We start from the raw sequence: 21,872 nt of genomic DNA, 5'->3' as shown, positions 1-21,872 counted from the left end.
ATATACTATCCCTAGCCCCTCATTGTACGCATCATTTAAGATAAAATATCTACAGTTACGCGTTTATCGCTCTTGACTGCTGCAGATGTGACTACTGTACGGAGCGCCTTAGCGATCCTTCCTTGTTTGCCAATGACCTTTCCAACATCATCAGGATGTACGGACAGTTCATAGACAATTAGGTGATCCTTCTCCACCGCTCGTACCGTCACATCTTCTGGATGATCCACTAAAGCCTTAGCAATTACTCCAACTAATTCTTCCATAGAGGACCCTCGCAATCAGTCATTATTTCTGTTGCTTAAGCTCATGAAACTTCTTCATTACGCCTGCTTTGGAAAGCAAGTTGCGTACTGTATCAGATGCTTGCGCACCTGTTTGAAGCCATTTAAGAGCTTTTTCCTCATCGATCTTAACTACTGCCGGTTGTTCAATCGGATTATAATAACCGATTTCCTCGATAAAACGACCGTCACGAGGGGACCGGGAATCGGAAACCACTACACGATAGAAAGGCGCTTTATGCGCTCCCATTCTTTTCAGACGAATACGTACTGCCACGAAAAATCACCTCCTTATAATAGTTTCGAGATATTAGAACAGCAAGATCATTTAAAAGGGAACTTCATACCTTTTCCACCTAGACCTTTAAGCTGCTTCATCGCATTCTTCTTAGAGGCTTTGCCGCCTCCGCCCATCATGCCTGAGAATTGCTTCATCATCTTACGCATCTCATCAAATTGCTTTATGAGACGGTTGACCTCGGCAACCGAAGTTCCGCTACCAGCAGCAATACGCTTGCGGCGGTTATGGTTGATGATCTCGGGCTGACGCTTTTCCGTCTTAGTCATAGAATGAACTATGGCTTCAACGCGACCCATTTGCTTGTCGTCAACCTTCAAATCCTTAATGCCCTTGGCTTTGTTCATGCCAGGTAGCATGTCAAGAATTTGATCGATCGGGCCAAGCTTCTTCACCTGATCCATTTGCTCAAGGAAATCATCAAACGTAAATTCTGCATTACGCATCTTACGTTCCATTTCCTTAGCTTTATCAGTGTCAATGTTCGCTTGAGCTTTCTCAATCAGCGACAACATGTCACCCATACCCAAAATCCGCGAAGCCATACGTTCCGGATGGAACGGCTCCAATGCGTCAATCTTCTCACCTAGCGCAGCGAATTTGATCGGGCAACCAGTTACGGCTTTGACGGATAGTGCAGCACCACCGCGGCTATCGCCGTCAAGCTTCGTCAATACAACCCCTGTAAGCTCAAGCTGCTTATTAAAGCTCTCAGCTACGTTCACGGCGTCTTGACCGGTCATTGCATCAACTACTAACAGAACTTCATCAGGATTTACAATGTTGTGAATCTGCTTCAGTTCTTCCATCAATTCTTCATCAATGTGCAGGCGGCCTGCAGTATCAATAATTACATAATCAAGTCCGTTATCCTTCGCATGTTGTACAGCTTGTCTGGCAATCTCTACCGGACTAGTCTGGTCACCTAGCGAAAATACTGGAACTTTAATTTGTTCTCCAAGTACTTGAAGCTGTTTGATCGCAGCAGGGCGATAAATATCTGCCGCAACAAGCAATGGACGATGATTGCCCTTCTGTAACAGCTTCGCCAGCTTACCCGAAGTGGTTGTCTTACCCGCCCCTTGTAAACCCGCCATCATAATGACAGTTGGTGGCTTGTTCGACTTGGCCAGCTTCGCTTGGCTTCCGCCCATCAGCTCGGTTAGTTCCTTGTTAACGATGTCGATAATGACCATCCCAGGTGTAAAGCTGTCCATCACTTCTGTGCCAATAGACTTTTCTTTCACCTTAGCCACGAATTCTTTAACTACCTTGAAGTTAACGTCGGCTTCCAGAAGGGCCAACCGTACTTCGCGCATAGCTTCGTTTACGTCATCTTCGGATACTTTACCTTTACCGCGCAGCTTGCTGAACACATTCTGCAATCTTCCGGTTAAACCTTCAAACGCCATATGCAGTTTCTCCCTTCATGCTACTCTAACCTCTGCAAGCGATCCACGATCTCCGCGAACCGAAGTTTATATTGCTCAGGCAGCATCCCATTCTCCGGCAGTCTGCGCAGTTCTTCTAAATATTTGATACGACTCTCATGCTTCACTAATAAACCAAGTTTTTCTTCATAATTTTCTAGGACTTGCTCCGCCCGTTTAATATGTTCATAAACGGCTTGGCGGCTGATTTCAAATTCAGCAGCAATCTCTCCCAAGGAAAAATCGTCGTGAAAATAATATTTAAGAAACGTTTGCTGCTTATCTGTAAGCAGTCGTTCATAAAAGGCAAAAAGCAGATTGATACGATTCGTTTTCTCGAGCCTATTCTCCTGACTCATTAAGGGCACTCCCTTCGTCAAGGAAAAACACTTTACACCTTCACAACGTCCCTTATGATACCTAAAAGAAAGAGAGATGTCAAGCATTTTTGCTTGTCATCTCTTTCTTTATTAAAAATCCCTTTTTCACGCAATAAATACGCTTGAAATTATTGGATCGGCAGTACATAAATCAATACGGCGAAGAAGTGTGTGACACTACCCGCAAGGACAAATACATGCCAAATCGCATGATGGTATGGAAACCCTCTCCATACATAAAAAACAGTACCTAATGTATAGAGTATACCTCCAGCCATCAGCAGGATCATTCCTCCGTCTGCTACAACAGCCGAAAGAGGGTTCCAAGCGATTACAATCAGCCAGCCCATTGCGATGTAGAATATGGTGGACATGAACAGAAACTTTTTAACAAAAAATGCCTTGAAGAAAACGCCGAACACTGCGATTCCCCAAATAACGCCGAACAAACTCCATCCAAGCGTACCCCGAATGGCGACTAACAAAAAGGGGGTATACGTGCCAGCAATAAACAGATAAATAGCAGAATGATCGAAAAATTCGAACAAATCCTTCGCCTTACCCTCTTTGAGACTATGCACTAGTGTTGAATTCAGATACAGAAGCAGCATTGTCGTTCCATAGATGGAGAAGCTGACCACATGCCATGTCGTTCCTTTCAGACTTGCAAAAACAACAAGCAGAACAAGTGCAGCCACGCTTAATACCGTTCCAATCCCGTGCGTAATCGCATTCGCGACTTCTTCTCTCCGGCTGTAGGTGTGAGTATTTGCCATATCCATATCCTTCCGTCTAAGCTTTCTTTCTATTATACCACGCGTACCCTACTGGATTACAGTTTGTAAATCTCCGTATACTTCGCTTCTAAATAATCAGCTAAATAATCTGGACTCAGTGGTTCCCCCGTTACTTGCTCAATAATTTGTGAAGGCGTTAAGCTATTGCCGAAACGATAGATCTTATCGGTTAGCCACTCTTTAATAGGTAACAGGTTCCCTGCAGCAATTAACTCATCAAACTCCGGTAACTCTTTGCGAAGTGTATTCAGAATCTGTGCAGCGTACATATTGCCTAAGGAGTAGGAAGCAAAGTATCCGAAATCCCCGCCAGACCAATGGACATCTTGCAGCACACCAAGTGCGTTAGATGGCGGAGTAATACCCAGATACTCTTGATACTTAGCATTCCATACTTGAGGCAAGTCTTTTACAGAAAGGCCTTCATTAAAAATAAGCTTCTCGATCTCATAACGCACGATAATGTGCAGATTGTATGTAAGCTCATCTGCTTCGATGCGGATAAATGAGTTCTCCACGCTGTTGATCGCCCGGTAGAAATCTTCCAACTCCACATTTGCAAGCTGTTCCGGGAATTGTTGCTGAAGATCTCCGTAATAACGTTGCCAGAAAGCCCGGCTGCGTCCGATCATGTTCTCCCATAGTCTCGACTGAGATTCATGAATCCCCATCGATGCACCTTGTGCCAGTGGTGTTCCAACAAAATCCTTGCTGATATTTTGCTCATAAAGCGCATGTCCACCTTCATGTAGTGAGCTGAATATGGCACTAGTCACATTATCAAGCAGATAAGCGGTTGTAATACGAACGTCACCTGGATTCAATCCTGTTGCAAAAGGATGCACACTCTCATCTAAACGACCTGCGTCAAAATCGTAGCCCATTTGCTCTAAAATAAAGTTGCCGAACTTTTCCTGCTGTTCTTTAGGGAAGATCTGCTGTAAGAAGCTTGTGTCCGGTTTATTGGGCGAAGCAGCGATAGCTTCTACCAATGGTACCAAACGGCTGCGCAGGCGGCTGAATACTTCATCCACTTTTTCTACCGTAAGATCAGGCTCATACATATCAAGAAGCGTATCGTACCGCGTTCCTTTTACACCCCAATAATCGATAAATTCTTGCTTTAGAGCAACTATCTTGCTTAAGTAAGGTTCAAAAGTAGCGAAATCATCGTTCTCCTTGGCTTCTTCCCAGATGGTTTGGGAATGTGCGGACAGGACAGCGTACTCCTCAAATCTTTTGGAAGGGATGCTCTTGCTGCGCTCATATTCTTTACGGCAATCGGTAACGATCTTCTTCTGATCATGTGATAGCTGGGAAATCACTTCAGGACGGGTAAAAAATGCAGTAAAATCTCCCATTTCCTCCGAAATTCCGAGTCTGAACAGTTCTCCACTCAGCATCCCAATCGTACCCGAACGAACCTCTACTCCCTTACGTGGCGCACCGGTGCGTAAATCCCAGTGAAGTAATTCTATGGCCTCTGAATATCCACTTATTTTTGATAATAACTCGCTAAATTTCTCCCACTGTTCCTTCACTTGCTGTTCCATTTTATTACACCTGCTTTCTCTGTTTTGCCGACTCCTCTTGATGATACTTTTTTGAATGAGTATAATCAACTTCAGAGATAACATCTCTAATTTAAAATATTCAATGGGTTACATAAGAAGCAGATCTTGCTTCGCACAAAATTCAAAGGAGCGTGAACAGGCTATGATGATTCAAGTTACACCTCTCGCAGAAAGGAAGTTGAAGGAAAGGCTTGAAGATCGGCCAGGATTTTTCAAGCTCTTTTATGATACGGAAGGCTGCGGGTGTGACGGAATTAATGTATTACTGATTGTTTCAGAAGTGGAGGACGGCGATTCCAGGATGGAAAGTGATTCCCTTCCCTTTATCGTAAGCCGCCAGCAGGAAATCTTTTATGAGGACAAGATGCGTCTGGATGCCGAGGAAAGATTCTCTTCCTTTAAGCTAGACAGTGATTCACAGATTTACGGAAAAAACATTCTGGTAAGAGATATGCGTAATGTAAGTACAATTCAGTGATTTTAGGGAGGAAGAATAGCCATGAGCCATGTATCCGATATTATTAACTTTAATAAGAGTTTTGTAGAGAATAAAGAGTATGAAGCGTATTTAACAAGCCGCTATCCAGATAAAAAAATGTTGATTATCACTTGTATGGATACCCGTCTGGTTGAACTATTACCAAAAGCGATGAATTTTAAAAACGGTGATGTTAAAATCATCAAAAATGCCGGAGCGGTTATTTCTCAGCCTTTTGGTAGTGTTATGCGTAGTGTCATGGTTGCGTTATATGAACTTGACGCGGAGGAAGTTATCGTAGTTGGGCACTATGAATGCGGTATGGCTTCCCTCAATGCAGATCATATGATCAATTCCATAAAAGAACGCGGAGTATCCGAAGAGGTGCTAAACACGCTGGAGAATTCCGGGATCAAGCTTACCAAGTGGTTACGCGGGTTTGACAATATCCAAGAAGGGGTATCCCAAACTGTGAATCTGATCAATAAGCATCCATTACTACCCCCAAATGTACCAGTGCATGGCATGATCATCGATCCGGCTACCGGAGCGCTTGAGCTTGTCGTTGATGGGTATAAATGATTTAAGTAACTACCTTCTATCTGCTAATTGCGTGGATCCTGGATCCACGCTTTTTTTCTGATTAAAAAAGTATAAATTATGACAAGCATATACTTTCTTATATTTTAAATAAAAATTGAAACCTAGTAGGACTAGCTGCGTAATACTGAACATGCACACAAATTCATACTCACAGGAGGGTTTTCGTACTAAATGAAACCAATGAAACGCGTAATGATGATTGTAATGGCCTTTACTCTATTTTTCGCCGTAGCTACCCCGAACTTTGTGGATGCGAAGCGAGGTGGTGGCGGATTTAAATCCGGCACTCGCAGCTATTCAACAACTCCAAAAAAATCAACAACCGATAACGTAAGAAAAAGCGATAGCACTAAAAGCTCCACAGCAGGATCTACTGCGAATACGAAACGGGGATTCTTCAGCGGTGGTGGCTTAATGAAAGGTATGATGATCGGTGGTTTGGCTGGGTTACTGTTCGGCGGAATGTTCGCCGGTATGGGTGCCTTCGGTAACATTCTAGGATTCGTCATTAATATGCTTGCTATCTATGTGCTCGTAATGCTCGTGATGTCCTTCTTCCGTCGCAGAAAAGAACGTCGTCGCTTAGAAGATCAAGGTGGGCGTTACTAATGTCAACAATGGTTCTAAGCATGGATGAGATCATCAATGCCCTCTGCCTACACATGGCTGAACGTAAAGCGGTTCGCCCTGAAGATGTTCAAGTAGAACTGAGCTGGGACGAAGACACCGGATACTCTGCTGAGGTTTGGGTACAGGGACGTAGTCAATATTTAGTTGAGTCCAACATGATCGAGGCGATTCTACGTTACATGCTTAGCGAATATGGCATTCGTGCATACCGCGAAGATGTAAGGCTAGACCTGGATGAGGAAATCACTGCAATTGTAAATACACAGAACTAATAGTAAAAGGGACAACCCAAATGGTTGTCCCTTTTTTTTGTATGCATTTATTCATAGAAAAATTGCTTTACCGTTCCTACTCCGTCCGTCACATCAACTTCAGCATACGCACCGTTAATAAGCGTAATTTGCGGTGGAATATGACCACAATCGATATCATACACAATAGGTACCTGGAGTTCCTCAGAAAGCTCTGCGTAGATGTCTTCGGCCGTGTAGTTCTCTACTGGTCGATTAGCAGGACTTCTGCCAAACATAATGCCAGAACAATTCTCAAACCAACCTGCTAGCTTCATCTGAACTAATGACCTACGTACATCAACCGTATTCAGTTCGCAGTTTTCCAAATACCATAGGATCGGTTCATTGTTAATCATTTGTTCTTGGAAATGCCGCAGATTGCCAAATGGTGTGCCAATCAGATGCCTAATTACATCTATACAGCCCCCTAGCAGACGCCCTTTCATAGTTACAAGACCAGAGGATACTGTCTTCCAACGGGTATCTTCTGTCAAGTGAAATACATAAGGCGTAGGAGCATCATGTTGCCATTCCCCCTGATATTTAAGCGAAGAATGCTGGACAATAGAACCCCCTGCTTTCGTCTCTAGAACCGCTTCCCACATGGCTGTGGTATCATCTGAATACTCTCCTCTTAAATCAACAAGGTTAGTCCCGTGGGCCGTAGCAATCCCCGTTCTTAACGTAACTGCAAGCAACAGCACGCTAATATCTGAATAGCCTAAGATCCACTTGTCCTTCATAGTATCAAAATCAATAAATTCAAGAACCTCAATTAACAATTCTCCGCCCCAAGGCGGAATAAGGATATCAATATGCTCACTGCCCATCATCTCGTTAAACTCCTGAGCACGAACTTTGGCCGGTGCGGATTTGGCTTTCTCTTGCGTCCATACCGTATCCCCACAAATCATATTAAATCCTTTAGATTCCAAACGGCTTGAAGTAAGCTTAATTAACTCTGCATTTTGAGCGCCTACTCCAGATGAAGGTGCTGTTACCCCTATTGTCGCATTCTTGTTCAAAATCGGATATTTAATCATATGACACCTCCAGTATTACAGCAATTATATCAAGAGTACACATCAAATACACAAAAAAAGAACATGACTAGTCGCGTCAACGTACGATCGCAAAACCAGTACATGCTCTTATTCAATAGAATTCAACTTTAGAGTAAAGAAATAGCCAGCAGTTCGAACAACACAAGCGGCAAGATCACATTATTATTAGGAGGACCTGGGTAAGGACCCGGGCCGGGATACGGACCATGACCATGACCATGACCCGGATGATACGGTTGGTAAGGGTTATAATATCCGCGTGGCATTTGCCCATTTACTGCAACGTTCAAATACAAATGTTTATTATCTACTCCGGCAATAGTGCCTTCATGCACTAAGCCATCTAAAGTCTGTACATTCACCCTATGGTTTAGGTAGGGCTTGCAAGATTGATGCAAGGAATCACGGACACCGTGCAGGTGCCGGATCACCGTAGGATCGGCCTGATAAATCACATTCTGCTCTTGCCCAGTGTTATATGTCGACATGGATGCTCTGACCTCCGTAAATGGATTTGCTCCATTCTATGCAGAAGCCTATATCACGGTGCCTATTTGAGAGATATCCTTATACTGGAAGGGCTACCTTCTCAACTTTCACATTTACCGAAACAAGGGACAAGCCCATCATATTCTCCACAGCATTACGCACATTTTTTTGCAGCATATAACAGACCTCTTGAATCACACATCCGTAATTAACAATAACCCGCAGGTCGATGGCAACGTCTACTTCCTTCACTTCTACAGACAATCCTTTTTTCACATTTTTACCGCCCAAACGTTTGGCCCAGTTGTCCGAAATATTACTTCCTGACATCCCGGCAATACCTGGCGTTTCCAGAACCACCTGTCCAACGATCGATGTGACTACATCATCTGAGATATGAATTAATCCTTGCTCCGTTCCTTCATTCATATAAACAACCTCCATATTTGCTAATTTAAGAGATATTAAAGGCTCTCCTCTACCTCTACTTCTACCTCTGACTCTGCCCTGTGGTTCTTAACAAACAAATTATACACTTTGGTCAAGAGGATTTTCACAATCATATACAATGGAATAATCAGCAATATCGCAATAATCCCGCCTATATCTCCACCAACCAACACTAAGATGATCGTTGTCAGCGGATGAATATCAAGCTTTTTCCCAAAAATGTAGGGAGCAATCAGATTATCCTGAATTTGCTGAGCTACAAGAACGATGATGATGGACCATACTGCAATGGACGGCGATTGGATGAATCCGATAATGAAAATTGGGATACTGGAGAGAATTGCACCAATGAAAGGTACAAAATTCATCACAACAGCAATCACTGTCAACAACAATGCATACTGTAGTCCAATAATAAGGAAACCAATATACATCAGAACACCAAGTGCCAGATTGACTAATACCCGACCAACAATGAATCCACTTAACGCACTGTCAATTTCACTCATCATTGTAGTCCCTTCTCCACGATACTTCTTTGGAAAGAAACTTACAATCTTACGACCAAATTTCCCACCTTCCTTAAGCATGTAAAACAACATAATAGGAAAGGTAAATAAAATAATCGCGAAATTTGAAACAAAGGAGAATAGACCCGTTACGTAGTTCGAAATCAGATTAAATCCTTTATTCAAATATTCAGTCAATTGGGAAGCAAGATCCATATCTGCTGGGATAATAGAAGCCAAGAATCCACTGTCCTCGAGCCTCAATAACTGCTGATTCACGGCTGCGATCAGATTTGGCATATTATCGACAAAATTAATTAGCTGTGTTCGAAGTGAAGGCCATACTCCAATACTAAAACCAAACAAGAGCAATGCAATGACCACATATACGATGATGATCGCAACAGATCGATTTAGTTTATATCTCTCCAAAGTATTGATTAGAGGTCGGAGTAAATAATAGAAAAATCCTGCCAACATTAAGGGCACGATAATAACATTGAACAAAGACAAGATTGGACTGAAAATAAAATTAACTTGTGAGCCTAAAAATACGATGCCTAACACCAAAAGGATCGCTATACAAACTCGAATAAATGTGTTCAGTTTAGCCATAGTTCTCTCCTATCTTCTATTTTCGGGTGTCTTTCATCTCGTTATTTGGGAATACGTATGGTGAATACCGTTGGTTCCTTCTTTCCGCGACTGAGATGAAGCGTTCCACCCATCTTCTCTGTATTTTTCATAGCAATGGATAAACCAAGACCCGTTCCGCCTGTAGTTGACCGCGCTTTATCTCCTCGAACAAACGGATCAAAAAGCGTTGACCAAAGCTCTTCAGGAATACCTACTCCGGTATCTGCAATTTCAATGGTAACCTCGCTCTCCGAGGGGATAACCTCCACTCGCAGATGAGTGCCTGGCGGGTTATAGGTTAAAGCATTGGAGATCAAATTATGAACTACGCTCGAGAGTAGCTCCGCATCGAAGCTTGCGAACACTTCCTGTTCAGGAACATTCAGCTGCAGGATGAAGTTCTTTTGTTCAATCTCACCATAGGAGTCTGCAACGATTTCACGAATAAACTCGCCCAATTCATGACGCTCCATTCGTAGTAAAAAATCTGGGGAATCTATTTTAAGTAGCTCCACCATATTTTGAATCAGCTTGGTCACTTGCGAGGATTTATTATAGATATAGGTTAAATAACGTTTCTGGCGTTCTTCGTCCTCACCACGACCTTCAACCAACGCCTGTGCAAACCCCTGTATACTCGTAATGGGTGTCTTCAGATCATGAGAAAGATCAACCATCATGCGTTTCTTACTTTCTTCTGCTTGACGTTTTTCTTTCGTTGTCTTCTCAATTACGTCCGCCATATAATTAAAAGTCTCCCCAATTTGCGAAAATTCTTTCTCTGCATATAGCGAGATACGAGTATCATAATTTCCTTCAATCATCTGCTTCAAACCAAGCGTAATAATACGCAGCGGCTTCCTGATTCTTCGTGCCACCCAATAGCTGTACACGATAATAAGCAAGAGAACCATTCCAACTCCTAAAAAAACATAGTATGAAAGCGAGTGGTTGAAGTATTCAACTAATGGATCACTATTAATTGAAATGTCGATAACTTCTCTAGGGATTTTCAAAAGCAGCCACTCTGATTCATTCTCATTATTACGTGTAGTCAACGAGTAGAAGTACGCCTGATCTTCTCCGTTTTCCAGGTTATTTAAGAGCTGATTGTCGGTATATTGTGTTACATCGTCTTTCTTCTCACCAACTACGTCGATGACCTTCTTGTCTTGACCCAAGATCTCAATCCACCCACCGCTACGCAGAAGCCGTTTGGTTTCTATCCCATGCTCCAGATTATCTCGATAGGCACTCGCTTCAACCTTCAAATCAGGATCAGCGATTTTATTTTTTTCGAACATATGGGTCACATCAAGGTTAATGAACAAATAATAAACAATCACAAGAAAAAACAAAATGCAGATGAATAACAAAAAATCCAGCGTCAGCGATGATTGTAAAGGTCGTTGATCTCTATTGCTCCATAGGCGCTTCAATTTTGTATCCCAGCCCTCTAATAGTCTTTAAATAAACCGGCTTTTTGGAATCTTCCTCGATCTTTTCCCGGATATTACTGATATGTACCATGATACTATTATCCTCGTACACATAGAAATCTTCCCATACCGCCTCATATATTTTTTTTCGTGTAAAGACCCGACCCGGTTGTTTCATCATTAATTCCAGAATTTTGTACTCAGTAGAAGTAAGAACGACGGGTTCTCCTGAACGATAGAGCAGACACTGGCTTTGATCCAGCCTCAATTCTCCCAACACAATTTGTTCAGCTGCCTTTTCTTCAATAATCTGTGCGTCAAAATGATGTACCCGCCGCAGTAAAGCTCCTGCACGAGCTACAATTTCCAATGGATTAAACGGTTTAGAAATATAATCGTCGGCACCGAGTTCAAGTCCCAGTATTTTGTCGTAATGTTCGCTTTTTGCAGATAAAAACAACACCGGGAAATGATGGAACTCACGAATTTTCTTCAATAATTGCAGTCCATCTAGACCAGGCATCATAATATCAAGAATCGCTAAATCAATTTTTTGGTTCTGCACTTGCATTAACGCTTCAGTCCCACTGTTCGCTTCCACAATGTTGTACTCTTTCTCTAAATATAATCTCAACAATTCCACAATTTCTGCTTCATCATCTGCGATTAGAATTGTATACACAGTAATCACCCCATCTAACTATAATCTTCGATTATTAAACCCACCTAAACGCAATCTAAAGAATAGCTAAATTATTACATCCATCAAATTCTTGTATTTAAATAAAAATCGCACACAGGAACTCGTCCCATGTACGATCGTATAATTCCAGAAATCTGAACACCTGCTGGCAAATATAAACGCCCTCGGAGTCCTATTAAAAAGCAACACCAATTCCACCTTCACCCGCATAGGTTCCCATTACAGGTCCCATACTTGAGAGTAAAACTTCTTTGAACGGGTGCTTTTGTAAGATGCGTTCTTTGATCTCAAGTGCAAGCTTCTCACAGTTACTGTGTACTATAGCGATAACAGCCTTCTCGTAGTCATGCTGCTTCTCATCCAAATGCGCAAGCAGTCGGTTTAATGCCTTTGGAAGACCCCGGGTCTTCTCCACTACCTCAACAGTACCCTCTTCGCTGATTTTAAGCAGTAGTTTGATATTTAGCACGGAAGCAACCGCTCCTGATATACGGCTTAGACGTCCGCCCTTCATTACATTCTCAAGTGTATCCAGTGTAAAATATGCGCGAACTTCATCCATTTGCTGAAGCACCTTGTCCTTCAGTTCCTGCAGACTTGAACAAGTCTGTGACCACTTCGCCGCAAGGCCCACGATCAGCGACAACCCGCCAGAAAAGGTCTTGGAATCTATAACCTCTATCGCATTGGTGTGTCCTTCTTCTTGGTACATTTCCATAGCGATCATAGCCGTCTGATAAGTGCTACTAATATTAGAGGACATACAAATGACCATAATGTCAGTACCTTCCTCTACTTGCCTGAATGTCTCAAGGAATTGGTTTGGACTTGGACTTGCCGTAGTAGGTAGCTCCTTGGATTCACTCATTTTAGCATAAAAGGTTTTCGTATCCGTATCCGCAGGCATTAACTCATGCCCAAAATGAACCGGAAGATGGACCACGGAAACATTATACTTCTCCATGTAGTCAAGGGGTAGGTCAGAACCGCTATCTGTTATGATCTTGATTGCCATAATATAAGTACTCTCCTTTCAATATCAGTACTATTATAGCTATCGCCAAATGAAATCTCCAGTAACCAATATAACTTGAAAAATCCTTCAATTTGTGCTTATGTCTTTCTTCCTTAACTTGTCCTAATATGATATGGTTTATGAATAAGCGTATAGAAATGGAGTGTATGTATGAGTAAGGGAAGAGTATGGAACCGAGGCAAGCATGATGGAACAGGACTATCAAGAAAAAAAAGCGTGGATCAAGAAGTTACAACATCTACTGAAACAGAAGCGACTGAAGCTTCAAGTGAACCGTCAAATGCCAGAATTGATACAGTTAAGCCGATGAATCGTACGAACTGGGTAACTCGTCCTGCACGGGTTATCAATAAAGATTCCAAAAACAAACAATAACTATGACAAATAGGGTTTCAGAACTTGTCCCAGAGTTCTGAAACCCTATTTTTATATGTTCTTAAACGTAGGTAGTTTACATAATTACATCCGGACGCTTATACAAAACGAGTATGGCTGCTGCTATAAGGATCATCCCCATAAATGCGGGTGCGGCATGGCCTAGTGATACATAAATCTGACCTCCAATGATAGGCCCAATCATTCTTGCTAAAGCCTGAATAGATTGGCTACCTCCTTGAATCCTACCTTGTTCACTAGAATCGACAGATTTGGAAAGCATCCCGTTAAATGAAGGCCCAAAAATCGAATCCCCAAAGCCAAATATAAACATTCCAGCGATAAAAAGAGGATAGAATGAGAACAACGCAGATAACGCAATAAAACTGTAACCGATAATTTCCGAAGCCATTCCAAGAATTGCTATACGTTTATCACTAAGCTTCTTCAACAGCTTTGGCATGATCAAACCTTGTGAAATGATGTCTTGGAGACCCATAATCGAAAACATAAGTCCGATTAGTGCAGGCTTCCAGCTGAAAGTATCCATCGTAAATTGAGAAAATACTGCCTGTAAAGATCCGTTAGGAATCCAGAGTAAAAACGCTGAGACTAGCAGCCTATTTAAGTTTTTCATGGAAAGTAAGTTTGCAAGCTGTGAAAATGGATTCAGTCTTACAAAGGTAATCTCCTTCAGTCTATTCTTCTTGGCAAGGCTCTCTGGCATAAAAAAGAATCCATAAACAACATTCAATAAAGTTATGATTGCTCCAAAATACAAGGGAACAGAATAACCAAACTTAGCAAGTAATCCGCCAATCGTTGGGCCAATGACGGTGCCAACACCTACAACTGCACTCACCCATCCGAAGTATTTGGTTCTCTGCTGCGAAGGAATAATGTCTGCAAAATATGCAAAGATCGTGCTTATGCTCCCGCCTGTTATCCCTTCGATTATACGTCCAGCAAATAGTACCCATAGAGCCCCTCCTATGCCAAAAACCAAGTACCCGACGGCGGAACCCAACAGGCATACTAAGAGTAATGGACGCCGGCCATATTTGTCGCTCAAAGCTCCAAGTACGGGGGCTGCAAAAAATACACAGACTGCATATACCGAGGTCAGCATCGTAACAACTATTGCTTGTTCTCCCGGACTGCTAGTATAAGGCTGCACTAAGAATGGGACGACAGGCATTATGATACTAAAGCCTATTCCGCAAAGAAACACAGAGATAAGACCGAATATTAATGCGTGTTTATCTACGGATTGTCCTGTGTTCTGTTCATTGTGTGATTTAAATATGGACATTTATGTTCACTCCTTAAAGTCACTGTTTTGATTCCTAGGAAACATGTTTATCGTATCGCCATTTTGTTTCCTTGTCAACAAAATAATAACAATAAAAATGCAGCCGTTCTCCATAGAGCACGACTGCATGTGGTTTCATTTTCATTATTCAAATTTTATTCCGATTTAATATCTTTACCCTGTTTCTTTATTTCCGCATCCAAATGACTACTATACTTTTCCACGAAACTAAGCATACTATCAAATTGTTCCTCGGTTATCTGCGCAAAGACGGCTTTATCCCGCTCTTGAAACTCTTTGTGAAGGTTCTCATGGATTTTATAAATTACTTTTCCTTGCTCAGTAAGCCTAAAATAGATTTCTTTTTTGTTATCCGACTTCTGGTAGCTTTCGATCAGGCCTTTTTCTATGAGTTTCTTAGTTAATTTACTTATAGCACCGCGAGTCATAAAAAAGGACTCCGCAAGTTTTGTTACGTTGGAATCTACATTTTTTTCAATGTATTCAATACAATGTACTTCGGAAGATGTATAACCCTTAAGACTTGCTTCCATCTTATCTTTGTTAAGCCAAACCATCTTATTATATAGGTCCCTGACACCCGTTAGGATCTGATCTTCTTTGTTCATGACCTGTCCTCCTACCCACTCTTGCATTAACAATAGTATATCACATTATTTTTTTGTTTCTATTTCAACAATATTCAAAATAATTAATTCAGAATTGAACGAACAGCAAATAGGGTTTCGAAACGGAAATCATTCGTTTCAAAACCCTATTGCTCTATAGTCTGAAGCTACCTACAAAAGCAGCCTTTGCTAATCCTAACATTATGCACGAGTGGAGAGAATGAATCTCTCTAACGCTGCTGTATCCGTAATCCTATGATTACATTCTTGGCTCTCTATGCAAATATATTGGCCAATGGAGGAGTAATCATCCGGCGAAGATTTTGCAAGCCTGGTCTTGACCGTAAAGAAGGCGAGCTGCTGCTGCCGATTACAGAACAGGCAATACCCCTTCTTGTTCATTGGTGTCATTCTACCCTCAATACCGATAAGCTGCCCTTCGAACGGATATACAATAAATAGTTTATTGGTAGCAATATCTATCCAGCTCAAATATGTCATATATCGAAAGTCGATTGCTGATAAATCAGGTACCTTCAGCTTCTTATTCTTAGGGAATAACTTCTGAATCTGTTTCGGTGTAATCTGTGGAAAAGGTTCTAAATAAGGCTCTAATCCACTAAGATACTTCTGAAAATCGTATGCAGTCTCAAAGGCAGATATTTGTTGCAGCAACTGTTGCTGACTATCACTTAGTGTTGAAAAAGCTTCTAATACATTCAACGATGAACGATATCTTACCGTCTCCAAGACTCTTCGATCCGCTACAGTTCGCAGTGTTTTTAGAAGGAAGTCTGTTTGTTTTTTAATAAAATTATATTGATGGTTTCTAATAAATGGTGTATTCATTGCTCTTCAGCCCCTTATATTTTGAAATTTCATAAGGTGCAAAGCCCATTATTAGAAACGATAATATTTAGTTTGGGCGATCATCCATCCTATCGCACCTCACGCAAAGTATCGCCCTAATTTAGGCTTTGCGTGAGGAACTTCTAGCTAATGGGCAAACCAGCATTAGCACAGTACCACCTCCGATTACATTCACGAAAAAAGTATAACAGGAATGTTTGGAATCGGCTAGACCACGTTGCCAACCTCTGCATCATCTCTGGAAGGTGCTTCACCAATGAGCTGCTTCAAAAGTTTCTTCATCATGACCGAAGCTTTCACTTTGGTGTGAAGACAAGGCGAAAGCTCAATTTCGTAGTTTCCTTGCTTAATGGTTTCTTTCAATTCCTCAACCGTCGAGCAGGTAATATTCAACCGATTCAGAACACTCCCATATTGCAGACATTGATGACTATCACTACCGGCAATCACAGGTACACCAAGCTTTTCAGCAAATGGTGTGATCAGGTTCTTATAAGTCTCTGCCCCCTGCATGTAAATATCCTTTGCATTGAAATCAAAAGCATCTAATCTCCGAAGCAGCTCCGGGTCCAGTTGATGTAAAGGCGTAGAAGTACGGAAAGGATGAGCTCCGATTTTCCAAAGGTTATGTTCGTCAGCCATTTCCAGCAGATCCTTGAAAGGAATAAAATCCCCCTCCTGCGTATGTTCATCCAGTAAAGCGCGAACTGCTAGAACATTCTCCTTAAGACCGATCAGCAGGATATGACCTGTCTCCGCGATATCCACCTCCATACCTGGAAACAGTTTAAGTCCGTTTACATCATAATAATGTCCGTTATAAGGATAAGTCTGGTCCAGCGTCTCATACATCGCAAAGAAATTAGAAGTGTTAAAGTGCTCGGTCAAAGCTACTGCCTGTAATCCATTCGCTTTCGCCTCAAACATCATTTCAGCAAAATATTCAGGGGAAAAGGTCGATTTCTTAGATAATTTACCGTGGGTATGCAGATCAATATTCATGTCTAATTCGTCTCCTTTGAGCTTATGAGTGATGTTAATACACCAGTTTAGGGTAGAGGTAGCCGATCCAGAAAAGCAAAATAACATAAACGGTGGATCCGGATAAAAAGTACCAGTCGGACCGCTTCATTTTCAAATAAGATAACTTGATCTTCTTCACTTTCTTATTATTCAGACCGTAGCTAAATCCCCTAGTCTCAAGCGCCTCGATCGTAGTCCGGGAACGTTTAGCGGTATTTAGCATGAGTGGATAAAAAGCCAGGATCACAATGCGCAAATAATACGTTACTGTTCTCCAATACAACAAACCATGTTGCAGCGGTCGTTGCCCTCTCAGTCTGAAGGATAACAAAATCTGATGGAATTCCTCCAATAACGTAGGCAAAATACGATAACCATAAGATAAGCTGAAAGCAAATGTATCAGGAATCCCTAAGGATAGCAGGCCGTCGCTAAGTCTTTCCGGATCGAGACTGGAGAACACCGTAATACTCGCTAGTGATATCACTGAAAGCTTAAGTGTCAGCGTCAACATAGGCAGCAACGATTCAATTCCTCCGCCGAAAAAGAGAGACAGGATGAACATCCACCCAATTTGGCTGATTAATCCCAGACACAATATAAAAATAATGTATGGGCTGACTCGGGAGAGGACAGTCGTTAAGACCATAAGCACGAACATCCCTAAGAGAACTGTACGGTTATGTACAAACCAAGGCACAATGGCAAAGAACAAATACCAAAGTAGCAGCGTTCGCGGGTCGAGCCTCCCCAGAAAAGTACTGCTGCTGTTATAAGCAGTCCCTAAGAGTTCCAGTTTAATTTGTTCTACAGATATACGGTCAAGTGCCCGTTTAACGGCTTCCATGGATTGCAGTTACCTCCTTTTTCACTTCCACTAGACTTACGAATTCCTCTAAGCTGCTGCAAATTTTGGGCAAACCGAGCATACGACTCAGCTCCATCAATTGTGTCTGAGCCAGACCTGCCCTCCGTAATAGAAGTCCGTCAGCGAAGATTTCATCTTTCGTTCCGTCAGCAATAATCCTTCCTTGATGCATAACGATAATCCTAGTCGCCCATTCAGACACAAGCTGCATATCATGTGTCGCGATCACCACTGTCTCAACATGACTGCGAAGTGTATCCAGCACATGAACCATTTCCTGTTTGGTCGAAATATCCAGATTCGCCGTTGGTTCATCGAGCAGCATGACGGCAGGACGAACAGCGGCACCAATGGCTAGCGATACTCGGCGCTGCTGCCCCCCACTCAGAAGTCGAGCGTCACGTTCTGCTAATTCATTGAGCCGGAAAGCTTTTAGCATTTCTGCTACTCTCTCTTCTGTGTCTGGTAGCTTCTGTGCCTTCAAATAATAAGCAATTTCTTTGCGTACAGAATCCTCAATAAACATTTCCTCTGGGTTCTGAAATACGTATGCTACGGTACTAGAGAGACGCTCGGGTGGCAGACCGTTCACGGTCATCCCTTTCACATTTACGGTTCCAGCTGTAGGTCTGACAATTCCAGCAATCAGCTTTATTAAAGAAGATTTGCCCGCTCCGTTGTTGCCAATAAGAGCGATAGACTCACCCTGCCGCAGATCTAGCTGAACACCATTCAAGACTGGATGCATCGTCTTATGAATCGTACGGTATGAGAGGTGTACGTTCTCCATCTGAACGACACTCTTCTCTTCCCGAATTACAGTAAGAGACTGCTCCTTCATATAGTCAGATGGATCATTTCTTTGGATCGTATCCTGCCGCAATATCATATGGGCGTTCCCTTCTTCAGCACTCAAGGGAAGTAATTGGGTTAGTGGCGCATCAGATTGCAACAGCCAAGCTGCCCGAGTCACATCGGGGGGATAAATGCCCAGCTCCAGCAGTTCTTTTACAGATGACAAAGCTTCACGCACCGGCTTCTGCCAGCGCATTCTCCCCTTATCCATCAGGACAACATGCTTACAATAGTCTGCAATAAATTCCGCATGATGCTCGATCACTACAATGGTCTTCCCATGCTCCTCATTCAAACGGCGCAAAATATCATAGATATGGCGGGCATGCTGCGGATCCAGCTGAGCTACCGGTTCATCAATGACCAGAATTTCCGGATCCATCGCTAGTGCTCCGGCTAAAGCGAGCAAATGTTTTTGCCCGCCACTCAATTGCCAGATGAATTCATTTCTTAAATCGCTAAGTCCGGTCAGCGCCAGTGCTCGCTCTCCCCGTTCCTTGTAATCGGCAAATCCATAATTGAGTGGCGTATACGACACATCATCAAGAACCGTCGGACGCACTAATTGATTCTCAAAATCCTGATAAACATATCCTATATGCTTGGAAAGCTCAGCTACACTTTTCCCATCCGCCGGTTGTCCACAGATCGTCGCCTCTCCAGTGAAGTCCCCTGTGTAATAATGAGGAATCAGGCCATTAAAGCATTTACACAGCGTGGATTTTCCCGAACCATTACTACCGATAATAGCAATGAAATCTCCTTCTTCTAGCGGCAAGGATACATCTTGCAGTACAGGTTGTTCGGCTCCTGGATAAGTAAAGGTAACTCCGTTCAGTTCGAGTATTGAATTACGCATCTACTTGACCACTTCCTGTCTTTTACGTGCTGAACGCCGAATCAGGGATATAATCGCTGTTGCTGCAACAATTGCCGCTACCAGCATACTCAGCCAGATTAAGCTCTCTTCATTGGACTCTGCCCACACAAACTCAAAGTCACCAAAGTTCCATCCGGATTCCGAGAGCAATTCCGATCCAAGCGCAACCATGACCAGAAGCGTTCCAAAAATGACAAGCTTAGGAGATAACCAAGCCCCTGTTGCATATTTCATGTTCCGTTCACGCGGTTTCATGCCAAGCAAAGGTTCGATTTTTCCATATAAACGTGGAACCAGATACATAGTTGGAATTAAGGCGAACAAGATACCGGAGAAGAGTACATCGTTCAAAAAACCAACTCCCTCGATTACAACGATACTCTCTGCCAGACCTTTAACAGCTTCAAGTTCTTCTACACCCACCCATACTTTCACTATATCCACAACGGAGCTGAAGAACTGGTGAATTGCTACGCCAGTAATCGCCGCCACTCCAACCTGTCTACGATTCTTCGGATCAGATACCATACGGCCAGCAGTATACATCGCCAATGAGAAAGTGATGAATTTCTCCAATTCGCCCAGCCCACCAAATTGACCTAACATTAGTTCCCCGAAGATCACTTCACCTACAGCTGCCCCAATAGCCGCATACAATGGATGGAACAGCATACATAAGGTCAAAGGAATGAAAGCGAAATATTCAATCGATAATTCAATGGGGCCTAGTTTGATCCCAGGCACAAGCTCCGTAAACATATTGGACAAGCCATAAAGCGACATCGACAGTACAAAAATCATCATTTTTTGTGACTGGGTCAGCGTGTAGCGTGTTTTTATCGTACTCATGAATATTTGGCCTCCCTACAGGAATTTATCTTTATTATAAGAAGGTCATGTCAGCACAACTTTTACCAATTGTTAAATGGGAGTAATATTTTTTTCAGTATTTTTAACGTTGTAAAAATATTTACAACATCTTCGCACGTTATATTCTATTTATTGCTTCATATTAGGAGGAATGAGAGATTGTATAAGGATTGGAATCGTCGCGCTTTCTCACCAAATCAACGAATTATTGCTGACTTTATTCAGAAAAATGAGCAACGTGTGGTCTACATGACCGAACAGGAAATGGCAGATGAGCTTCAATTAAGTATCGCCTCCGTCTCACGGTTCTGGAAAGCGGCTGGATACAAGCATGCCAAGGATTTCAAGAGCCGACTCCGTTTCCGCTTCGAGTCTACTCCTTCCATAAAAATGCGTGATGCCATGCAAAGATCGGTTGATAGTTCACTCCCTCAAGTGCTGCTGGACAATTGCTTACATCATCTGCAAGAAACACGCCGCTATTTAAGCGACGAGGCGCTGCAGCGCGCAGTGGATGCTCTGTCGACAGCACGAATTGTGTATGTATATAGCCCTGGTCCGTGTGCTGGACTGGCAGAGCTGATGATCTATCGTATGGCACGTTTTGGAATACAGATGAAAAAAATGGCCCCCAGCGGTCACGAACTGCTAGAGACCTTAATGCATGCTGATCAAAAAGATGTATTGCTTGTCTTTGGATTCGTTCAACTGTTACCTGAAATCGAAGTGATTCTGGACCATGCACGTGAAGCTAATTACCAGGTCATCCTGATCACCGATAGACTCGTGTATCCTCGATCCCAACATGCAGACATTGTACTGTATGCCGGAAGAGGTGAGGTTTGGGAGTTTCACTCCATGGTCGGTCCCACGTATATTATCGAGAATCTGATTCTTGGGGTAGGCTTAGTAAACAGGGAGAGTAGTCTGAGTAAGCTGGACAAATTGCAGCAGCTAAGGGCGCAATATGGAGGGAAGCTTCCGAGGAGCTAGGTTAAGCTATAAAGAAACGGAGTGATTGCTAAAATAGGACCATGGAAATCATGAATAATTTACCTCCTTTTACAAACACTACGAAACAAAAGGAGGCTGATGTT

The 21,872-nt window shown here is 42.5% G+C and carries 26 protein-coding genes; 6 read left to right on the top strand and 20 right to left on the bottom strand.

Annotation, left to right across the window (positions count from 1 at the left end; all coding sequences use genetic code 11):
- Nucleotides 1-35: 35 nt before the first annotated feature.
- The 6 genes from ACQKMP_RS13000 to ACQKMP_RS12975 form a co-directional block, all read right to left on the bottom strand.
- The gene (locus ACQKMP_RS13000) at nt 36-266 is read right to left on the bottom strand and encodes a KH domain-containing protein (RefSeq protein ID WP_042128982.1); all 231 of its coding nucleotides are present in this window, start codon (nt 264-266) and stop codon (nt 36-38) included.
- A 22-nt stretch (nt 267-288) separates the two neighbouring features.
- Complete coding sequence (rpsP, locus tag ACQKMP_RS12995; RefSeq protein WP_036688604.1) at nt 289-561, bottom strand: 30S ribosomal protein S16; 273 nt, start codon at nt 559-561, stop codon at nt 289-291.
- A 47-nt stretch (nt 562-608) separates the two neighbouring features.
- Complete coding sequence (gene ffh / locus ACQKMP_RS12990) at nt 609-1,994, bottom strand: signal recognition particle protein (RefSeq protein ID WP_042189471.1); 1,386 nt, start codon at nt 1,992-1,994, stop codon at nt 609-611.
- A 20-nt stretch (nt 1,995-2,014) separates the two neighbouring features.
- Nucleotides 2,015-2,371, bottom strand: coding sequence for a YlxM family DNA-binding protein (gene ylxM / locus ACQKMP_RS12985; RefSeq protein ID WP_427469531.1), 357 nt, complete (start codon nt 2,369-2,371; stop codon nt 2,015-2,017).
- A 149-nt stretch (nt 2,372-2,520) separates the two neighbouring features.
- Nucleotides 2,521-3,168 carry a PAQR family membrane homeostasis protein TrhA gene (trhA, locus tag ACQKMP_RS12980; protein WP_042189474.1) on the bottom strand — a complete coding sequence of 216 codons (648 nt, stop codon included), beginning with the start codon at nt 3,166-3,168 and terminating at the stop codon, nt 2,521-2,523.
- A 56-nt stretch (nt 3,169-3,224) separates the two neighbouring features.
- The gene (locus tag ACQKMP_RS12975) at nt 3,225-4,742 is read right to left on the bottom strand and encodes a carboxypeptidase M32 (RefSeq protein WP_339796846.1); all 1,518 of its coding nucleotides are present in this window, start codon (nt 4,740-4,742) and stop codon (nt 3,225-3,227) included.
- Nucleotides 4,743-4,905: 163 nt separating this feature from the next.
- On the opposite strand from ACQKMP_RS12975, the gene ACQKMP_RS12970 reads away from it, so the two are divergent.
- The 4 genes from ACQKMP_RS12970 to ACQKMP_RS12955 all read left to right on the top strand — a co-directional run bounded on the left by ACQKMP_RS12970 (nt 4,906) and on the right by ACQKMP_RS12955 (nt 6,746).
- Complete coding sequence (locus ACQKMP_RS12970) at nt 4,906-5,241, top strand: iron-sulfur cluster biosynthesis family protein (protein ID WP_042189479.1); 336 nt, start codon at nt 4,906-4,908, stop codon at nt 5,239-5,241.
- Between the two features lie 21 nt (nt 5,242-5,262).
- Complete coding sequence (locus ACQKMP_RS12965) at nt 5,263-5,823, top strand: beta-class carbonic anhydrase (RefSeq protein ID WP_042189481.1); 561 nt, start codon at nt 5,263-5,265, stop codon at nt 5,821-5,823.
- Nucleotides 5,824-6,024: 201 nt separating this feature from the next.
- Entirely contained in the window at nt 6,025-6,453 is a 429-nt protein-coding gene (locus tag ACQKMP_RS12960; protein ID WP_042194151.1) for a membrane protein, read from the top strand.
- An 8-nt stretch (nt 6,454-6,461) separates the two neighbouring features.
- On the top strand, nt 6,462-6,746 hold the full coding sequence (locus ACQKMP_RS12955; RefSeq protein WP_076299354.1) for a YxcD family protein: 285 nt from the start codon (nt 6,462-6,464) through the stop codon (nt 6,744-6,746).
- A 47-nt stretch (nt 6,747-6,793) separates the two neighbouring features.
- Here ACQKMP_RS12955 and ACQKMP_RS12950 read toward each other — a convergent pair whose 3' ends face one another.
- The 7 genes from ACQKMP_RS12950 to ACQKMP_RS12920 all read right to left on the bottom strand — a co-directional run bounded on the left by ACQKMP_RS12950 (nt 6,794) and on the right by ACQKMP_RS12920 (nt 13,072).
- Nucleotides 6,794-7,810: a S66 family peptidase gene (locus ACQKMP_RS12950; RefSeq protein ID WP_427469530.1), complete on the bottom strand. Its 1,017-nt coding sequence runs from the start codon at nt 7,808-7,810 to the stop codon at nt 6,794-6,796.
- Nucleotides 7,811-7,938: 128 nt separating this feature from the next.
- Nucleotides 7,939-8,319, bottom strand: a complete 381-nt coding sequence (locus ACQKMP_RS12945; protein WP_339242163.1) for a hypothetical protein — start codon at nt 8,317-8,319, stop codon at nt 7,939-7,941.
- Nucleotides 8,320-8,398: 79 nt separating this feature from the next.
- Complete coding sequence (locus tag ACQKMP_RS12940; protein ID WP_042129003.1) at nt 8,399-8,749, bottom strand: Asp23/Gls24 family envelope stress response protein; 351 nt, start codon at nt 8,747-8,749, stop codon at nt 8,399-8,401.
- Between the two features lie 35 nt (nt 8,750-8,784).
- Entirely contained in the window at nt 8,785-9,894 is a 1,110-nt protein-coding gene (locus tag ACQKMP_RS12935; RefSeq protein WP_042189487.1) for an AI-2E family transporter, read from the bottom strand.
- Between the two features lie 41 nt (nt 9,895-9,935).
- Nucleotides 9,936-11,354 (bottom strand): sensor histidine kinase, encoded by a 1,419-nt coding sequence (locus tag ACQKMP_RS12930; RefSeq protein ID WP_042189489.1) that lies wholly within the window; start codon nt 11,352-11,354, stop codon nt 9,936-9,938.
- A complete protein-coding gene (locus tag ACQKMP_RS12925; protein WP_042189491.1) occupies nt 11,332-12,036 on the bottom strand; it encodes a response regulator transcription factor in 705 nt (234 codons plus the stop codon). Before ACQKMP_RS12925 ends, ACQKMP_RS12930 begins: the two co-directional genes overlap by 23 nt.
- Nucleotides 12,037-12,232: 196 nt before the next feature.
- Complete coding sequence (locus ACQKMP_RS12920; protein ID WP_042189493.1) at nt 12,233-13,072, bottom strand: DegV family protein; 840 nt, start codon at nt 13,070-13,072, stop codon at nt 12,233-12,235.
- 171 nt (nt 13,073-13,243) lie between these two features.
- Here ACQKMP_RS12920 and ACQKMP_RS12915 point away from each other — a divergent pair, with 171 nt between their 5' ends.
- Nucleotides 13,244-13,468 (top strand): hypothetical protein, encoded by a 225-nt coding sequence (locus ACQKMP_RS12915; protein ID WP_042189495.1) that lies wholly within the window; start codon nt 13,244-13,246, stop codon nt 13,466-13,468.
- A gap of 76 nt (nt 13,469-13,544) precedes the next feature.
- Here ACQKMP_RS12915 and ACQKMP_RS12910 read toward each other — a convergent pair whose 3' ends face one another.
- The 7 genes from ACQKMP_RS12910 to ACQKMP_RS12880 form a co-directional block, all read right to left on the bottom strand.
- Nucleotides 13,545-14,780 carry an MFS transporter gene (locus tag ACQKMP_RS12910; RefSeq protein WP_042189497.1) on the bottom strand — a complete coding sequence of 412 codons (1,236 nt, stop codon included), beginning with the start codon at nt 14,778-14,780 and terminating at the stop codon, nt 13,545-13,547.
- Nucleotides 14,781-14,935: 155 nt separating this feature from the next.
- Nucleotides 14,936-15,409 carry a MarR family transcriptional regulator gene (locus tag ACQKMP_RS12905; RefSeq protein WP_042189499.1) on the bottom strand — a complete coding sequence of 158 codons (474 nt, stop codon included), beginning with the start codon at nt 15,407-15,409 and terminating at the stop codon, nt 14,936-14,938.
- A gap of 201 nt (nt 15,410-15,610) precedes the next feature.
- Nucleotides 15,611-16,258, bottom strand: a complete 648-nt coding sequence (locus ACQKMP_RS12900) for a FusB/FusC family EF-G-binding protein (protein ID WP_427469529.1) — start codon at nt 16,256-16,258, stop codon at nt 15,611-15,613.
- A gap of 228 nt (nt 16,259-16,486) precedes the next feature.
- Nucleotides 16,487-17,281: a PHP domain-containing protein gene (locus ACQKMP_RS12895; RefSeq protein ID WP_427469528.1), complete on the bottom strand. Its 795-nt coding sequence runs from the start codon at nt 17,279-17,281 to the stop codon at nt 16,487-16,489.
- A gap of 34 nt (nt 17,282-17,315) precedes the next feature.
- Nucleotides 17,316-18,149 (bottom strand): energy-coupling factor transporter transmembrane component T family protein, encoded by an 834-nt coding sequence (locus tag ACQKMP_RS12890; protein ID WP_427469527.1) that lies wholly within the window; start codon nt 18,147-18,149, stop codon nt 17,316-17,318.
- On the bottom strand, nt 18,136-19,884 hold the full coding sequence (locus tag ACQKMP_RS12885; protein ID WP_427469526.1) for an ABC transporter ATP-binding protein: 1,749 nt from the start codon (nt 19,882-19,884) through the stop codon (nt 18,136-18,138). Before ACQKMP_RS12885 ends, ACQKMP_RS12890 begins: the two co-directional genes overlap by 14 nt.
- Nucleotides 19,885-20,754, bottom strand: a complete 870-nt coding sequence (locus ACQKMP_RS12880) for a cell division protein FtsQ (RefSeq protein ID WP_427469525.1) — start codon at nt 20,752-20,754, stop codon at nt 19,885-19,887.
- 180 nt (nt 20,755-20,934) lie between these two features.
- Here ACQKMP_RS12880 and ACQKMP_RS12875 point away from each other — a divergent pair, with 180 nt between their 5' ends.
- On the top strand, nt 20,935-21,768 hold the full coding sequence (locus tag ACQKMP_RS12875; RefSeq protein WP_427469524.1) for a MurR/RpiR family transcriptional regulator: 834 nt from the start codon (nt 20,935-20,937) through the stop codon (nt 21,766-21,768).
- The last annotated feature ends 104 nt before the right edge of the window (nt 21,769-21,872 follow it).

Origin of the sequence: Paenibacillus sp. NPDC101420 (assembly GCF_050277435.1) — a bacterium.
In the GTDB taxonomy this organism is placed as follows: domain Bacteria; phylum Bacillota; class Bacilli; order Paenibacillales; family Paenibacillaceae; genus Paenibacillus_AQ.
This window is presented reverse-complemented; position numbering and strand designations above follow the sequence as displayed.

What these genes read in the sequence shown, in the direction of transcription:
- ylxM (WP_427469531.1), bottom strand. Translation starts at nt 2,371, where the DNA reads ATGAGTCAGGAGAATAGGCTCGAGAAAACGAATCGTATCAATCTGCTT.
- ACQKMP_RS12935 (WP_042189487.1), bottom strand. Translation starts at nt 9,894, where the DNA reads ATGGCTAAACTGAACACATTTATTCGAGTTTGTATAGCGATCCTTTTG.
- ACQKMP_RS12885 (WP_427469526.1), bottom strand. Translation starts at nt 19,884, where the DNA reads ATGCGTAATTCAATACTCGAACTGAACGGAGTTACCTTTACTTATCCA.
- ACQKMP_RS12890 (WP_427469527.1), bottom strand. Translation starts at nt 18,149, where the DNA reads ATGGAAGCCGTTAAACGGGCACTTGACCGTATATCTGTAGAACAAATT.
- ACQKMP_RS12900 (WP_427469529.1), bottom strand. Translation starts at nt 16,258, where the DNA reads ATGAATACACCATTTATTAGAAACCATCAATATAATTTTATTAAAAAA.
- ACQKMP_RS13000 (WP_042128982.1), bottom strand. Translation starts at nt 266, where the DNA reads ATGGAAGAATTAGTTGGAGTAATTGCTAAGGCTTTAGTGGATCATCCA.
- ACQKMP_RS12955 (WP_076299354.1), top strand. Translation starts at nt 6,462, where the DNA reads ATGGTTCTAAGCATGGATGAGATCATCAATGCCCTCTGCCTACACATG.
- ACQKMP_RS12960 (WP_042194151.1), top strand. Translation starts at nt 6,025, where the DNA reads ATGAAACGCGTAATGATGATTGTAATGGCCTTTACTCTATTTTTCGCC.
- ACQKMP_RS12910 (WP_042189497.1), bottom strand. Translation starts at nt 14,780, where the DNA reads ATGTCCATATTTAAATCACACAATGAACAGAACACAGGACAATCCGTA.
- ACQKMP_RS12975 (WP_339796846.1), bottom strand. Translation starts at nt 4,742, where the DNA reads ATGGAACAGCAAGTGAAGGAACAGTGGGAGAAATTTAGCGAGTTATTA.
- ACQKMP_RS12950 (WP_427469530.1), bottom strand. Translation starts at nt 7,810, where the DNA reads ATGATTAAATATCCGATTTTGAACAAGAATGCGACAATAGGGGTAACA.
- ACQKMP_RS12880 (WP_427469525.1), bottom strand. Translation starts at nt 20,754, where the DNA reads ATGAGTACGATAAAAACACGCTACACGCTGACCCAGTCACAAAAAATG.
- ACQKMP_RS12970 (WP_042189479.1), top strand. Translation starts at nt 4,906, where the DNA reads ATGATGATTCAAGTTACACCTCTCGCAGAAAGGAAGTTGAAGGAAAGG.
- ACQKMP_RS12945 (WP_339242163.1), bottom strand. Translation starts at nt 8,319, where the DNA reads ATGTCGACATATAACACTGGGCAAGAGCAGAATGTGATTTATCAGGCC.
- ACQKMP_RS12915 (WP_042189495.1), top strand. Translation starts at nt 13,244, where the DNA reads ATGAGTAAGGGAAGAGTATGGAACCGAGGCAAGCATGATGGAACAGGA.
- ACQKMP_RS12965 (WP_042189481.1), top strand. Translation starts at nt 5,263, where the DNA reads ATGAGCCATGTATCCGATATTATTAACTTTAATAAGAGTTTTGTAGAG.
- ACQKMP_RS12905 (WP_042189499.1), bottom strand. Translation starts at nt 15,409, where the DNA reads ATGAACAAAGAAGATCAGATCCTAACGGGTGTCAGGGACCTATATAAT.
- ffh (WP_042189471.1), bottom strand. Translation starts at nt 1,994, where the DNA reads ATGGCGTTTGAAGGTTTAACCGGAAGATTGCAGAATGTGTTCAGCAAG.
- trhA (WP_042189474.1), bottom strand. Translation starts at nt 3,168, where the DNA reads ATGGCAAATACTCACACCTACAGCCGGAGAGAAGAAGTCGCGAATGCG.
- ACQKMP_RS12895 (WP_427469528.1), bottom strand. Translation starts at nt 17,281, where the DNA reads ATGAATATTGATCTGCATACCCACGGTAAATTATCTAAGAAATCGACC.
- ACQKMP_RS12920 (WP_042189493.1), bottom strand. Translation starts at nt 13,072, where the DNA reads ATGGCAATCAAGATCATAACAGATAGCGGTTCTGACCTACCCCTTGAC.
- ACQKMP_RS12940 (WP_042129003.1), bottom strand. Translation starts at nt 8,749, where the DNA reads ATGAATGAAGGAACGGAGCAAGGATTAATTCATATCTCAGATGATGTA.